General features: G+C 36.3%; 16 protein-coding genes and 2 tRNA genes. 13 read left to right on the forward strand and 5 right to left on the reverse strand.

What is annotated here, in order from left to right; translation table 11 throughout:
- Positions 1 to 117 precede the first annotated feature (117 nt).
- The 4 genes from AC4BB7_RS05805 (at position 118) to AC4BB7_RS05820 (ending at position 915) form a co-directional block, all read left to right on the forward strand.
- Complete coding sequence (locus AC4BB7_RS05805) at positions 118 to 351, forward strand: DUF2969 domain-containing protein (protein ID WP_086312255.1); 234 nt, start codon at positions 118 to 120, stop codon at positions 349 to 351.
- Between the two features lie 90 nt (positions 352 to 441).
- Positions 442 to 522, forward strand: a tRNA-Tyr gene (locus tag AC4BB7_RS05810).
- Between the two features lie 11 nt (positions 523 to 533).
- Positions 534 to 605, forward strand: a tRNA-Gln gene (locus tag AC4BB7_RS05815).
- A gap of 124 nt (positions 606 to 729) precedes the next feature.
- Entirely contained in the window at positions 730 to 915 is a 186-nt protein-coding gene (locus tag AC4BB7_RS05820; protein WP_086312256.1) for a hypothetical protein, read from the forward strand.
- Between the two features lie 70 nt (positions 916 to 985).
- Here the strand turns inward: AC4BB7_RS05820 and AC4BB7_RS05825 are convergent, their stop codons facing one another.
- Positions 986 to 1,594, reverse strand: coding sequence for a TetR/AcrR family transcriptional regulator (locus AC4BB7_RS05825; RefSeq protein ID WP_086312257.1), 609 nt, complete (start codon positions 1,592 to 1,594; stop codon positions 986 to 988).
- A gap of 192 nt (positions 1,595 to 1,786) precedes the next feature.
- Between AC4BB7_RS05825 and AC4BB7_RS05830 the strand changes: the two genes are divergently transcribed.
- Together AC4BB7_RS05830 and AC4BB7_RS05835 are read left to right on the forward strand one after the other, a co-directional pair.
- The gene (locus AC4BB7_RS05830) at positions 1,787 to 6,034 is read left to right on the forward strand and encodes an acyl-CoA dehydratase activase-related protein (RefSeq protein ID WP_490484712.1); all 4,248 of its coding nucleotides are present in this window, start codon (positions 1,787 to 1,789) and stop codon (positions 6,032 to 6,034) included.
- Between the two features lie 215 nt (positions 6,035 to 6,249).
- Entirely contained in the window at positions 6,250 to 6,957 is a 708-nt protein-coding gene (locus AC4BB7_RS05835; RefSeq protein WP_086312259.1) for a GntR family transcriptional regulator, read from the forward strand.
- 75 nt (positions 6,958 to 7,032) lie between these two features.
- Here AC4BB7_RS05835 and AC4BB7_RS05840 read toward each other — a convergent pair whose 3' ends face one another.
- The 4 genes from AC4BB7_RS05840 to AC4BB7_RS05855 form a co-directional block, all read right to left on the reverse strand.
- On the reverse strand, positions 7,033 to 7,539 hold the full coding sequence (locus AC4BB7_RS05840; protein ID WP_490484713.1) for a QueT transporter family protein: 507 nt from the start codon (positions 7,537 to 7,539) through the stop codon (positions 7,033 to 7,035).
- A gap of 170 nt (positions 7,540 to 7,709) precedes the next feature.
- The gene (locus tag AC4BB7_RS05845) at positions 7,710 to 8,474 is read right to left on the reverse strand and encodes a 3-oxoacyl-ACP reductase (protein WP_490484714.1); all 765 of its coding nucleotides are present in this window, start codon (positions 8,472 to 8,474) and stop codon (positions 7,710 to 7,712) included.
- A gap of 77 nt (positions 8,475 to 8,551) precedes the next feature.
- Positions 8,552 to 8,788 carry a DUF2829 domain-containing protein gene (locus AC4BB7_RS05850; RefSeq protein ID WP_490484715.1) on the reverse strand — a complete coding sequence of 79 codons (237 nt, stop codon included), beginning with the start codon at positions 8,786 to 8,788 and terminating at the stop codon, positions 8,552 to 8,554.
- Positions 8,778 to 9,437: a YigZ family protein gene (locus AC4BB7_RS05855; RefSeq protein ID WP_086312262.1), complete on the reverse strand. Its 660-nt coding sequence runs from the start codon at positions 9,435 to 9,437 to the stop codon at positions 8,778 to 8,780. Before AC4BB7_RS05855 ends, AC4BB7_RS05850 begins: the two co-directional genes overlap by 11 nt.
- Before the next feature lie 131 nt (positions 9,438 to 9,568).
- Here AC4BB7_RS05855 and AC4BB7_RS05860 point away from each other — a divergent pair, with 131 nt between their 5' ends.
- The 7 genes from AC4BB7_RS05860 (at position 9,569) to hpf (ending at position 14,807) form a co-directional block, all read left to right on the forward strand.
- Entirely contained in the window at positions 9,569 to 9,898 is a 330-nt protein-coding gene (locus tag AC4BB7_RS05860; RefSeq protein WP_490485121.1) for a DUF7662 domain-containing protein, read from the forward strand.
- Between the two features lie 123 nt (positions 9,899 to 10,021).
- Complete coding sequence (locus AC4BB7_RS05865; RefSeq protein ID WP_086312263.1) at positions 10,022 to 10,348, forward strand: PTS sugar transporter subunit IIB; 327 nt, start codon at positions 10,022 to 10,024, stop codon at positions 10,346 to 10,348.
- Between the two features lie 135 nt (positions 10,349 to 10,483).
- On the forward strand, positions 10,484 to 11,056 hold the full coding sequence (locus AC4BB7_RS05870; RefSeq protein ID WP_490484716.1) for a hypothetical protein: 573 nt from the start codon (positions 10,484 to 10,486) through the stop codon (positions 11,054 to 11,056).
- Positions 11,057 to 11,064: 8 nt separating this feature from the next.
- Positions 11,065 to 11,898, forward strand: a complete 834-nt coding sequence (locus AC4BB7_RS05875; protein WP_490484717.1) for a hypothetical protein — start codon at positions 11,065 to 11,067, stop codon at positions 11,896 to 11,898.
- A gap of 215 nt (positions 11,899 to 12,113) precedes the next feature.
- Positions 12,114 to 13,442 (forward strand): ATP-dependent helicase ComFA, encoded by a 1,329-nt coding sequence (locus tag AC4BB7_RS05880; protein ID WP_490484718.1) that lies wholly within the window; start codon positions 12,114 to 12,116, stop codon positions 13,440 to 13,442.
- Positions 13,432 to 14,118 (forward strand): ComF family protein, encoded by a 687-nt coding sequence (locus AC4BB7_RS05885; RefSeq protein WP_490484719.1) that lies wholly within the window; start codon positions 13,432 to 13,434, stop codon positions 14,116 to 14,118. The genes AC4BB7_RS05880 and AC4BB7_RS05885 overlap by 11 nt, the downstream gene beginning before the upstream one ends.
- Positions 14,119 to 14,255: 137 nt before the next feature.
- The gene (gene hpf / locus AC4BB7_RS05890) at positions 14,256 to 14,807 is read left to right on the forward strand and encodes a ribosome hibernation-promoting factor, HPF/YfiA family (RefSeq protein ID WP_010760772.1); all 552 of its coding nucleotides are present in this window, start codon (positions 14,256 to 14,258) and stop codon (positions 14,805 to 14,807) included.
- Positions 14,808 to 15,112 lie beyond the last annotated feature (305 nt).

Below are 15,112 nucleotides of genomic sequence, written 5' to 3' on the forward strand. Positions count from 1 at the left end.
ATAGATGACTTTTAAGTTGATATTGGAATAAACTGAAGTGGAGCAGAACTTATCGAGTTTTGATCCACTTTCTTTTTTTTACGGAACATGATAACATAGGTTCTTGGAGGGATGACGATGTCAAAGAAAAATAAAGATATAGAAGTGAAGATAGAAGAATCAGAAAAAAAAGTAAATGGTGAAGTAATCACTGTTAATACATTAACGATTGGTAAAAAAGAGATCGGTCAAATCTTAACGCAAGATACAAAAAAATTTGCAGTAGTGATTGACGGTCGCAACGAAGCAACTGTGAAAACGCTTGATGAAGCGATTGAATACGTTATTCGCCAATGGAATTTAAACGACTAAAATAAATAACAACTTTTTTTCGAAAAAGGCTTGCAATTTATTCAAAAGTTTTGTATTATAACTAAGTCAGGTTTTTTACTAAAACCTTTTGGAGGAATAGCGAAGTGGCTAAACGCGACGGACTGTAAATCCGTTCCTTAGGGTTCAGTGGTTCGAATCCACTTTCCTCCATTTTAACTTATTGGGGTATAGCCAAGCGGTAAGGCAACAGGTTTTGATCCTGTCATGCGTTGGTTCGAATCCAGCTACCCCAGTTTTTATTAGAACAACTCAGATAGAGTTGTTCTTTTTTTTATTAAAAAAAATTGACAGTAGCTTTGGTTCTCTTTTTCAAAAATATGTGCTAAAGTGTATGAAAAAGCATTAGGAGTGAACTAGATGAGTATTAAAGACAAAATAACTGAAACAGCCGAAAAAGTCTATGACTTAGCGCGTGAAGGTAAGTATGATGTGAAAGTAAATATTTTTTCTAAAAAGAAAAATACAGAAGGGACTAAAAGCATTCAAATAGTCTCCGCTAGAGATACAGCTCATACGAAAAAGTGGCGTGCTAAAAATCGTTAGTCGATGAAGGAAAATAGCTTGAAACAACACAGATCACTGTGTTGTTTCAAGCTATTTTATTTTTTACGTATTATTTATCGATTTCTAGCCCTAAAACGGTCAGATGACCATTTCCTACTAGTTTTATAACAAGTCTAGCTAAATGGTTAGGAGACATCTCTGTGTCACTTGTGATCCACCAATGAAGGGTTCCAATAAATATAGAAGTCATATACTCGATAATAAAATCAATGGGGACTTCAATATCATTTTCCGTAATTTTTAACTTAGAGAAAATATCTGCGTATTTTTCATAAATGATGTCTGCTAATTTTTTTCTTAGTAGCTCATTTGAGCTGCCGTCCATGATGGTCAGAAAGAAATTTTTATTGTTTTGAATATTGACATAGATATGTGTCAGGAGAAATTCAATTTGTTTTACTTTGATTCGGTTACTGACAATAATTTGCTCGGTATCGATGACAGAAGTAAATGCATTGATGGCAAAATCAAAAATTTGTTCATAAAGGTCTTGTTTGTCTTTGAAATGAGCGTAGAACGTTGCACGATTGATCATTGCCTCATCCGCAATGTCTTGGATCGTGATGCAGTCGTATCCTTTTTCGTCTACTAAGTGAAAGAAAGCTTCGATAATCATTTTGTGTGTTCGTTTTACCCGCAGGTCCGTTTTCTTCGACATAAAAATTTCCTTTCGAAATAATCAACAGTTTTCAAAAGTTTGTTGCTTATCTCACAAATTTGGGTGTTTTGCTAGTTGCAATTAAATTAGAATCTTTCTAAAATATACATAAGTATTATATCAGACACCTTGTAGGATAATCAACAAAGTGTTGTGAAATAAAAGGGTATGGAATATAAGGAGATCAAAAGTATGACAATAAGAGCAGGAATAGATGTCGGTTCGACAACTGTGAAATTAGTAATTATTGACGAAGAAAATCATACAAAATTTGCTAAATACGAACGACATTACTCAGATGTAAAAGCTGCAACTGAAAAAGTTTTGAATGAAGCTATGGTTGAACTAGGCGGAAATACGCCAATCACCATGACGATCACTGGATCAGGAGGAATGGGATTAGCAGATGTTTTGAATATTTCTTTTGTTCAAGAAGTGATTGCTTGTACAAAAACAGTGGAAGAGATCATACCAGAGACAGATGTAGCAATTGAACTAGGCGGTGAAGATGCAAAGATCACTTTCTTTGAAGGAGCCTTAGAACAGCGAATGAATGGTAGTTGTGCTGGCGGGACTGGTGCTTTTATCGATCAGATGGCTGTATTGCTTAAAACAGATGCAAATGGCGTGAACGAACTGGCCAAAAACTATCAAACGATATATCCAATCGCCTCAAGATGTGGTGTTTTTGCTAAGACGGATGTTCAGCCTTTGATCAATGAAGGTGCGGCAAAGGAAGATATTTCAGCGAGTATTTTTCAAGCAGTAGTCAACCAAACAATTGCAGGTCTTGCAGCAGGACGGAAAATCAAAGGGAAAATTGCATTTTTAGGTGGACCACTTTTCTTTATGTCAGAACTTAGAAAACGATTCATTGAAACGTTAGATGTAAAACCAGAAGATGTAATTTTTCCAGAAAATCCGCAACTATTTGTAGCTATGGGAGCAGCTATCTATTCTGAGGGCGCAAAACCAACTACATTAGCTGACTTGATCCATCGTCTAACAAAGGGCGACCAAGAACAATTAAAGCCAACTGATACCTTAGAACCGCTATTTAAAGATGAAGCAGAACTAACATCATTTAGAACACGCCATGATCAAGCCAAAGCACAAGAAAAAGCGTTAGCTGATCATCATGGTGTAGCTTTCTTAGGAATTGATGCAGGATCAACGACGACCAAAGTTACCTTGATCGATGAAGAGGGGAATCTATTATTTTCTTTTTACGGGAATAATCAAGGGCAACCCTTAGAAACAACGATGAGCGTTCTAAAAGATCTATACAAGCAATTGCCAGAGGATGTTTTTATTGGAAAATCTGCTGTTACTGGGTATGGTGAACACTTAATCAAAAATGCCTTGAAAGTTGATATTGGTGAAGTTGAAACCATGGCCCATTACAAAGCGGCAGATCACTTTCAGCCAGGTGTTGATTTCATTTTAGACATCGGTGGTCAAGATATGAAGGCAATGACCATCAAAGAGGGTGTATTATCTTCGATCCAGCTAAATGAAGCTTGCTCGTCAGGTTGTGGTTCGTTTATTGAAACATTTGCCAAATCATTGAATTTTGATGTTAAAGATTTTGCGATCGAAGCGCTAAGCTCTAAAGCGCCTGTTGATCTTGGTTCCCGGTGCACAGTCTTCATGAATTCAAAAGTCAAACAAGTTCAAAAAGAGGGAGCTTCCGTAGGGGATATTTCAGCGGGGCTGTCGTATTCTGTTATCAAAAATGCGATTTACAAAGTAATCAAAGTTCGTCGCCCGGAAGAATTAGGGAAGAAAATCGTTTGCCAAGGGGGAACTTTCTATAATGAAGCTGTGTTGCGTGCTTTTGAGATGATCAGCGAACGAGAAGTTGTCCGTCCTTCGATTGCTGGATTGATGGGGGCATATGGTGCAGCATTGATTGCGCTTGAAAACTATGAACTAGGGGAAGAAACAACGATTTTAGGGCTGGAAGAACTGGACACCTTTACGGCAGATAAAGAGTTTACCCATTGTGGCTTGTGTGAAAATAACTGTATGATGACTGTTACGATTTTTTCTGACGGACATCAATTTGTTACTGGGAATCGATGTGAACGTGGTGCCAGAATCAAAGTGAAAAAAGAAGACCGCAGAGTGAATCTGATTGATTATAAGTACCGTAAATTATTTAAATACCGTCCATTAAAAGAAAAAGATGCTGTACATGGCAGAATCGGGATTCCTCGTGTTCTAAACATGTATGAAAATTATCCGTTGTGGCATACATTTTTCACGGATCTAGGGTTTAGAGTCGAGTTATCGCCACGCTCAAATAAGGAATTGTATGAACAAGGTATGGAAACTATTCCAAGCGATACAGCCTGTTATCCTGCCAAGATTTCTCATGGACATATCCAGGCTTTGATCGATTCAAAAGTACCGATGATTTTTTATCCTGGTGTTGTTTTTGAACGTCAGGAATCGGCGGAAGCGGATAATCATTTTAATTGCCCAATCGTGCAAAGTTACCCAGATGTTATCCGCAATAATGTTGATGATATCCGTGATGGTAAAGTTGATTATCGTAATCCGTATATCAATTTGGCAAACGAAGCATCTGTAGCAAAAGTTTTAAGTGAAACATTTGCAGATTTAGGAATTTCAGCTGAACAAGTTGCTCAAGCATTGCGTCATGGTTATGAAGAACTGGACGCTTTCAAAGAAGATATCCGCAACAAAGGGGAAGAGACATTAGTGATGCTGAATCAAAAAGGTGAGAAGGGAATTGTTTTATCTGGTCGTCCGTATCACTTAGACCCTGAAATAAATCACGGTATTGCTGATGTAATTACACAAGAAGGGTTCCATGTCTTGACGGAAGATTCTGTTTCTCATTTAAGTGATGTGGGGAATTTAAGGGTTGTGAATCAGTGGGTGTATCACTCACGACTATACGCTGCTGCTCGTGTTGTCGCCAAATCAAAAAATCTTGAACTGGTTCAGTTGAACTCATTTGGCTGTGGGTTAGATGCTGTTACGACCGATCAAGTAGAAGAAATCATGGATCAATACGGAAAAATCTATACAGTTTTAAAAATTGATGAAGGCTCGAATCTCGGTGCAATTAGAATTCGTCTGCGTTCATTAAAAGCTGCAGTCGGTGAAAGAGAAAAAATGAACTTTGAACCTAAACTACAACATGAGGAACCGGAAAAAATTATTTTTACTAAAGAAATGAAAAAGACTCATACATTATTATTACCTATGCTAAGCCCAATCCATCAATCTGGCTTAGTGGATGTGGCATTACAAGCTTCTGGCTATAATGTTGTTTGCTTACCAGCAGAGGATCGAGAAGCTGTTAATGTTGGGTTGAAATATGTGAATAATGATGCGTGTTACCCAGCTATCATTTCAATTGGACAGCTAGTTGAAGCCCTCGAAAGCGGGGAATATGATTTAGACCACGTAAGTGTGATGATGACACAAACAGGCGGCGGCTGTCGTGCGACAAATTATATTCCGTTACTTAGAAAGGCATTGAATGATGCCGGATTCCCACAAGTTCCCGTAGTTTCAGTTTCAATGGGAAATAAAGGTGTAGAGTCAAATCCTGGGTTTAAATTTACCTTGCCAATGTTGAAGCGTGTGGCTATAGCCTTTTTATATGGTGATCTATTTGAGCGGGTGGTGTATCGAACACGTCCTTACGAAACAGAAGTTGGCATGATCGATGGGCTCCACGCGAAATGGCTGAAACAAATCGAAAAAAATGTTCGTAATGGCTCATTGACGTTATTTAACCGAAATATGAAAAAAATCATTAAAGAATTTGATGAAGTGCCGTTGAATGAAGTGAAGAAACCAAAAGTCGGAATCGTGGGTGAAATCTTGGTGAAATATTCACCAACTGCCAATAATGATATTGTTCGTTTATTAGAAGCAGAAGGTGCAGAAGCAGTGGTACCAGATATTATCGGCTTTATGAATTACTCTTTATACAATCAAATATGGAAGTATGATAATATGGGCATGTCCAAACAAAGTAAAAATTTAGCGCAATTTGCTATCCGAATCATTGAGTATGTTGAAAAACCAATGGACAAAGCACTAAGAAACTCTAAACGCTTTGACGGTCTAAGCTCGATTCATGAATTAGCAGAAGAAGCTGGAAAAATTCTATCGATCGGGAATCATACTGGTGAAGGTTGGTTCTTAACTGGCGAAATGATTGAGTTATTGAAATCAGATGTAAACAATATTGTTTGTATGCAACCATTTGGATGTTTACCAAACCATGTTGTAGGAAAAGGTGTAACCAAAGAGTTGCGACGTCAGTATCCTAAAGCAAATATTGCACCGATTGATTATGATCCTGGTGTATCATTAGTCAATCAGCTAAATCGGATTCGTTTAATGATGGCAACAGCAAATAAAATGATGGATGAAGAAAAAATTCGTTCGTAAAAAGATGACCTAAACTGTATGTTATGTACGGTTTAGGTTATTTTTTTAAGACATTTGTTTTCGTATAAATACAAGAATAAAAAATATCTTTGATTTTAAAAGGAGCATACCAAAAATTCATTAGAAACGTTTGCATTACTGCGCTTTGGAACTTTTAGTTGTTTATGAGGTATATACCAGTTATAATGAAAGAGAATAAAAAAGGGGGAAGTAAGATGGTGTCAAGTTTACCAGTTTATATTCAAATTCACGATAAAATTAAAGATGACATTGAACATGGTGTTTGGAAGATTGGAGACAGGCTTCCTTCCGAGCGTGAGTTGGCGATTCAATTTGGTGTTAGCCGAATGACGTTGAGACAAGCGATTCAAACACTTGCCGATGAAGGGATCTTAGAACGTAAGATCGGTTCTGGAACCTATGTTGCTCGTAAAAAAGTGCAAGAGAAGATGACGGGAACAACTAGTTTTACGGACATTATGCTTTCTCAAAATCGCGTTCCTTCCAGTCGTACTGTTTCTTACTATGTCGCTAAACCAAGTTCTAGTGAAATGGAAAAATTAAACTTAAAAGAAAATGAACAAATCGTACGGATGGAGCGTGTTCGTTTTGCTGATGACTTACCCATTTGTTTTGAAGTTGCTAGCGTTCCGTACGCTTTAGTTGATCAATACAGCAAGGCTGAAATCACCAATTCTTTTTACAAAACCTTAGAAGAAAAAGGTGGCAATAAAATCGGTCATGCTAACCAAACGATTTCTGCAATGTTAGCTTCGGAACAAATTGCTGATTATTTAAAAATCAAACGGGGCGATGCGATTCTTCGTTTACGTCAAATTTCTTATTTTGAAAACGGAGTACCGTTTGAATATGTAAGGACTCAATATGTGGGGAACCGCTTTGAATTTTATCTAGAAAAATAAAAAAGAAAATGAACGCTTTAGAGGTTGGGATGTGACTCGTAGAGTTATGCCCCAACCACATGAGCATTCATTTTTTTATTTTGTTAAATCGATTTTTTTATTGATCCAGTAAATCAAAATACCACCAACAGACATAGACAAAAGTTCACCAATTGCAACTGTTAGCCACGTATAGAAAAAAGGTAAGTGGTAGAAATAAGTCAATTGGCCGGCTACTGTAAACATTGATAGTGAGCAAATAATCGCAGTTAGAATCATTTTACTTATCGTATTTTTTATTTTTCTTGTTACATAATAAGAGAGAAGTAAAACGGTAAAAGTTGAGACACTTCCGATAATAACATCAACTAACCCTAATGGTGATGCAAAATTTGAGATGGCCACACCTAAGGTTACAGCTACGATATACCGTTTATTGAAAAGTGGTAAATAATTAAATAGCTCTGAAAATCTGAGCTGAACAGCACCGAAACTAAAAGGTGCCAAAAAAATAGTGACAACGATGTAAAGTGCTGTAATCAAAGCCATTTTCGTCAACATAAGGACAGACCAGGCTTTAGTCTGAGAGTGCGGGTTATTCATTTTTATTCTCCTTTGTAAAACAGGTTCTCTGTTTTAGTAATGAACTATGACCAAAGGAAGTGACAGGTCGATACTGCCAACTGAAGTGTCATAGTGCGAATTACTTCGCTAGGTTTTATGTTATCGAAGATGAAGTTATTTGTAAAGTATCTTATGAAAGTCTATCGTGATTATTTCGCTAGCCAGCCGCCATCGATCGTCATGACGGTTCCATGAATATAATCTGCTTGTTCACTTGCCAAAAAAAGAGTCAATGAAGCAACTTCTTCGGGTTTTGCCCAACGTCCAGCAGGTGTTTCGTTAGCAACCCATTCAGCCATTTTTCCATCGCCAGCAAAATCAGCAGCATTCATAGGCGTCTGAATTGCACCAGGAGCAATGGCATTTGCTCTTAGTCCTTGTCGAATGTAGTCATGATCTAATTGCTTTGTATAGCCAATAATGGCGTGTTTTGAAGCAGTGTAAGCCGCGCCGCCACCACCTGCTACCATACCGGCAATTGAAGCCATATTGATGATTACGCCATGCTCTTGAGTTAACATTTGCGGTAAAATCTGATTGGTAACTAAGAAAGTTCCTTTTAAATTAACCGCTAAAACGCGATCCCACAAAGCTTCTGTTGTCTCAAGGGTTGGTGTGTAATTATCTAAAATACCTGCAGTATTTAACAAAATATGTATCGTACCAAATGATTTATTTGCTTTTTCCACTGCGGCTGTAATTTCTTTTTCTTTTGTAATATCACCTATAAAAGCAATAAAACGTCCAATGCTACTATTCGTTTTTTTAGCTGTTGCAGCTAAACCAACTTCATCAGTGTCCATGCCAAAGACGTTGGCGCCTTGATCGGTAAATGCGACTGCTTGGGCTTGTCCTATACCAGATGCAGCACCAGTGACAAAAATTGTTTTTCCTCGGTATTCTTCAAATTCCATATCGTACCTCTTTTCTTGAGTCCATCATAAAAAGCTAGACCAACTTGTTAAAAGTGTTCTAGCTTTTTATGAATATTTTAAGCTATATTGACGATTTTCCAGTCTTCCGCTAGAACATCGCAAGGTGTTGGTGAGAACAAGCTGTATCCTTCATCAGAGGTTTTGATCAAAAAATAAGGTGTCACTTGGAGAAATGTACCGTCTGCAGTTCCAATCTCATCTCTAAGTTCAATATACAATTCAAAGCCGCCCCAACCTTCTCTGACAGCCTTAGCGCCTTTTTTTATCTGTGGTAATACTTCTTCAAATGTCATTTACTTGCTCCTTTTTTGTGATTGGTAGTTCATGATAAGAACATTCACCTTCTTCAAATGTCACTTGCCCATTTAATAGTTCAACGATTTCCGCCATAAATTGCTCAGATTTTGCTTCGTCAACAAGGCAAACAACATTTACTTGTTCTCCGTAGATTGTATCGTGTAAGATGTAAGGATTGTTTTCCATAAAATTTTGAATGGTTCCTAAATTTGGATAACTGATCGTTAAGTGAATCTCTTGTTGTAACTTCCCTTCAACTAAGCCGATATCCATTAACGCATGAGAAACAGCGTGACTGTATGCGCGAATCAATCCGCCAGCCCCTAATTTTGTACCACCAAAATATCGGGTAACAACAGCTACGACATTGATTAATTCCTGTTTCTTTAGAACTTCTAGCATAGGCACACCAGCTGTCCCGCTAGGTTCGCCGTCATCACTACTACGCTGTATATCGCTTTTTTCGCCAATGACAAAGGCACTGCAATTATGATTAGCTTTCCAATGCTCTTTTTTCTTTTGGGCAATAAATTCTTTTGCCTCATCTTCTGAATAGACTCGTTTGAGAGAACAAATAAATCGTGATTTCTTTATCTCAATTTCACTTTCTCCATCAGAGCGAATGGTAAAATAACTATCAAGCATCTGCTCAGTCCTTTACTACATAATGCTTTAAGTATAAAAAAAATAGCGCTGAGAAGCAACTGTTCTCTATAAAAAGATAAAAGGGACCTTCATTTGCTTCTTGACACTTTTATGAGATAATGATTAAAAGGATGATTCACGTTATTGTTAACGAAGATAAGGGAGTGAAGGATTTGGCAAAAGAGCGTCAAAAGAAATATGATAGCGTTACCCATTATTTAACTACTAATGGTGGATCCCAAGTAACTCTAACGTTTACGCAGTTTGACGAGTTACTTTTTCCACATTCAGGCCTTCCTAAAACAGCACGTACTGACATTGATTGGTGGGCTAATGATCATAAGCATCCTGAAAAAGGTGCCTATGGATGGCTGAATGCCAGTTACCAAGTTGCGCAAGTAAATATCGAAAAAGAGTACGTGGTCTTTAATAAACTACTAAAGTCTAATTGGTTGTTTTAAACAATAAAACAGCGCACTTTAGGAGGGGAAAGCGTTGACAAAAATCTGTTTTTTACTATACTATGATTAAAGCAACATATACAGATACGTTATGTTATTATTAGAAAAAAGGAGATGGCTAGAATGGCTAAAAAAACGATTATGCTCGTGTGTTCTGCAGGCATGAGCACAAGCTTATTAGTAACAAAAATGCAAAAGGCAGCTGATGCACAAGGCTTAGATGCAGATATCTTTGCAGTTTCAGCTTCAGATGCTGACAATAATTTAGAGAGTAAACCAGTCGATGTGTTATTATTAGGACCGCAAGTTCGCTTTATGAAAAGCGATTTTGAAAAACGTTTAGAACCAAAAGGAATTCCGCTAGAAGTAATCAACATGGCGGATTATGGTATGATGAACGGAGAGAAAGTGCTGCAACAAGCATTGAATTTGATTGGAAATAAAGAATAGTAGAAGTGAACCAAAACGGGGCATATGTTTTGGTTCACTTTTTTTATTTGCTGAAAAGAAAGTTTTTTCAGCAAATATTGAAAAATACTGTTGATTTGGTAAAATTTAAGAAAGAATCGTTGGGAGAAGAATAAAATGAAAAAAAGAATGTTTGTTGTGGGACTATTTCTTGTGATGTTCATCATTTCAGGATTTACTGCTTCATATATCAAAAAAAATTACGCTAGAACGCTTCAACTAGCACTTAAATTTTCAGGTGTTCGTCCTGAACGAATAATCCATCAACAAGAAGAACAGGATCATATCGATTTGTTTTTAACGGATGGGGAAGATTTAACACTAGTGATTGTGCAAGTAAAAGAGAAAAGTGGTCGTAAAAATTACGAAATCATCCAAACAAATAAAATGGAAAAACTATTTTCTGAAGAAGACTCATCAAGGAGCAATAGTGAGACGATAAAAAATCAATTGGAAATGTTGGCCTCAATTGAAGATACACCTTTTTCTTTTGAAGAAGAAATCCATAAATCATTTGGAAAGCGACTATTTTTTATCGGTACATCACAAAATAAAAAGATTAAAAATTTGAGGATCGATGGTCAAAAACCGACTAATATATTTACTTATAACTATAAAGGCATAGTCAATTATGTCTATTATTATGAAGAGCTGAATCTAGATCATAAAGAAATTAAGGTCAGGATGTGAGAATTGAGATGTACGAAAATCAGAAAACTGTGGAAGAGTATGTCAAAGAAGTGAAACGTCTAAGAAAGTGTTTTCTCTCAGTCTGCATAATGGGTCTTATTATATTTATTCCGTTGATGACGTTATATTTACTAAATTACAATTTTGGACTGGTTGGGCTGTGTATCTTATTTTTATTGTGTTTCACCATCGCGATCCAGATAAGGAAAAAAGTAATCCATATTCGGACTATTTTAACGATGGATTGTGATCCTCAAAAATATGTTGCTATAAATAAGCAATTACTAGATAAACCGTTCTATAGTAAAAGTGGGATAGCTAATTATCAAAATTATTTTCAAGCGTTGGGGGATTATTATACTGGAAACTTAGTTGGGATGAAAGAAAAGTTAGATACAATCGATTTAACCGTTGGAACACTGGATTTAAAACTCCAATATTATAATTTGTTAGGTAATTATTACAAAGAAAGCAACGATCTTGAAGGCTTAAAAGAAACAATCGATACTATCCGTACGTTAAAAAAACAAAAGAAATTTCCGCGTCATATTCAGACATTCTACAATTCTGTCGATACTATTTTTTACCGACATTATTTGATTTTGACTAATGATAAAAATGCTTTAACAAAATTATTTGATTTTCTAGCCACCGAACAGACGACTTTAGGAAAAGTTGGTCTTCATTTTGAATTAGGGAAACTTTATCTAAAAACTGCAACATTTGATCAAGCCTTAACCCACTTTAATTACGTTCTAGAATATGGCGGACAAACGTATTATTCAGCCTATGCTAAGCGAATGATTCAGCAAATGGATAAAGAAGAATGGACGAATTTCTGATGAAATGAAAGTAATATGAAACAAACCTCTGTAATTGGACAAAAAGCCACACGATGTATGTCTGCATTGTGCGGCTTTTTTTGTTCAATAAATTGGGACTAAATACTTTTTGACACAACCTCATCTCGCCTTGTTTTGCAACTAAAATGTATAATTTTTTGAAAAAAGAAAAATACAAAGAAAAACTGCGTAGTTTAATTATGGAGGGAGAAAAAATGCAAGAATTATGGGGAAGAAAAGTCTTAAAAAAAGAAGTTGAAGACATCGTTTTGCTTGAAGAGCAAGCTCAGAAATTACCAACGATGCAAGAGGTGACTGAAAAAACAATTCAATGTTTACGTTGTGGTCAGATCCATGACAAACGTTCAGTTCAATTAGTTAGTAGAGCCTATTTTTGTCCTGAGTGTATTCAATTAGGCAGAGTGGATACTAGTCAGGAATTTTATCACCTACCTGAACCAGAACCTGTTAAAAGAACAGTTTATTTTGCTTGGAAGGGGACACTTACTGAAGGGCAGCAAGCAGTGTCAAATGAGTTATTGGCTTCGGTCAAGAATGGTGAATCTAGAATGATTTGGGCAGTCACTGGTGCAGGGAAGACAGAAATGTTGTTTGAAACGATTCATCATTCTTTAGAATGCGGTTATCGAGTAGGAATTGCTTCGCCTAGGGTAGATGTTTGCTTAGAACTTTTTCCTAGAATACAAGCAGTTTTTCCTGAGGAAGCTGCGATTCTGCTACATGGGAAAATGAAAGAACGGTATTCCTATACAAAACTGCTAGTCTGTACAACACATCAACTATTACGTTTTTTCAAGGCTTTTGATGTTTTGATCATCGACGAAGTAGATGCTTTTCCCTTTGTTGATAATCTAATACTGCAGTATGGTGTAAATCACGCAATCAAGAAAAAAGGTTCGCTTGTTTATCTGACGGCAACACCGACGAAAGAGTTAACTAAAAAGGCTGCTCAAAAAGAACTAAAGACTAGTATTTTGCCAGCACGTTATCATCGGAGAGTTTTACCCGTTCCTAAACTAAAATGGTGTTATCGGTGGCGCGAGACAATTAATAAAGGAAAAGGGCCTAAAGCATTAGTTACAAAACTTCGCTCATTAGTGACTAGAAACGACGTCCTGATTTTTTGTCCTAGTATTTCATTGATGGAGCAATTAATAAGTGTAATAGAAGGAGAATTTTCTGAAACGCCTTTAGCCTGTGTTCATTCACAAGACCCTGAGCGCTTAGAAAAAGTGTTAAGGATGCGTAATAAAGAATATCGAATTCTTATAACTTCTACTATATTAGAGAGAGGCGTGACATTTGACGGTGTTTCTGTAATTATTCTGGGAGCTAATCATCCTGTTTTTGCAACATCTGCTCTTGTTCAGATTGCTGGTCGAGTCGATCGAAGAATGGACTATACGGCAGGAGAAGTTTGGTTTTTACATGACGGTTGTACGAAAGCAATGAAAGAAGCCATCAAACAAATCGAAAAAATGAATACTTTAGGCATAAAGCGAGGATTGATCGATGAGGTGTAACTATTGCGATGAAATAATCAGTAGAAACTTAACTATTGAGGAAATTTTTTTATTAAAAAGAGTAGCGTTAGAACAATTATGTTCTAAATGTGCCAAAGCGTTCCAGTTGTTAGGGGGAAAAGACAGTTGTCGTGGCTGTCAACGGCCGACGAATAACGCGTATTGTGGGGATTGTTTGAAATGGCAACAGTGTTATCCAAATTATGATTTCCACCATGAAGCCATTTTTTCCTATAATGCAGCAATGCAAGAATGGTTTGAAGAATACAAATTTAAAGGAAATTACAAACTTAGATACAGTTTTGCAGGATATTTACAGACTTATTTTAAACGAAAAAAGAATTTTTTAGTTATTCCGATTCCAATTTCAACTGAACGAATGAAAATTAGAGGCTTTAATCAAGTTGAAGGCTTGTTAGAGGCAGCCAATATTTCATATCAACCATATCTTGTTCGTTTTGCTGATGGACTATCGCAAGTACAAAAGACCAGAAAAGATCGAATGGAGTTAAAGCAACCTTTCATGCTCACAAAAGCGGGACAAAAAGCTGTCTTAAATAAAGACGTTCTTTTAGTAGATGATATTTATACAACAGGTCGCACAATTTTTCATGCAGCACAAGTTATTTTGGAAAATCACCCTTCTAAACTGTATACGTTTTCTATTGCAAGATAGCAGAATAAGTAAAATAAAAAATAGGTCGCAATTTTGTTGGCAAAAGTAATATAATTCGTTATAATAGAATTAAGAAGAAGGATAACAGAGTGGTCCTTTTATTCCTTCTTTAGTGGCAGATGAAAGGGGTAATCGTTATGTTTAGATATAATGTGCGTGGAGAAAACATCGAAGTTACTGAAGCTATTAGAGACTATGTAGAGAAAAAAGTTGGTAAGTTAGAGCGTTATTTCAGTGATTCACCTGAGGCAACAGTCCATGTGAATTTAAAAGTATATACTGAAAAAACAGCAAAAGTTGAGGTTACCATTCCTCTACCTTATTTAGTTTTACGTGCTGAAGAAACATCACCTGATTTATATGCAAGTGTTGATTTAGTTGTAGATAAATTAGAACGACAAATTCGTAAATTTAAAACAAAAATTAACCGCAAATCTCGTGAAACTGGGATGAACACTGCAAAAGCAGCTATTTTCTTAAACGGTGAAGAAACACCAGATGAAACGCCAGAATTAGACATTGTTCGTACAAAACGTCTTTCACTAAAACCAATGGATAGTGAAGAAGCTGTTTTACAAATGAACATGTTAGGACATAACTTCTTTATCTTTGAAGATTCAGAAACAAATGGAACAAGCATTGTTTATCGTCGTAAAGATGGTAAGTATGGCTTGATTGAAACAGACTAAATCGAGCAAATCGGATAAATCGTTTCGGATTCAATTCATAAGAACTAAAAATTTCTAATTTAGTGAAATCATAGATATTTTTAGTAAAATTGTTATCGGAGCTATTTCCTTTCGGATAATCGATTTTTAAGAGACTGAAGCAGGACGGCACACGTTTTGTCGCAGTCTCTTTTCCCTTTTTAAGCCTATATACATAAAAATTGACATAATATATTATTAATATTAAGAGAAGTTATTTCCTTTCTTACCAACTAGTGATAAAATGGAAAGGATGATTGTGCATTTAGTGCAAAAAATAAATAGAG

This window comes from Enterococcus sp. AAFC-DPL-5182 (assembly GCF_058216605.1).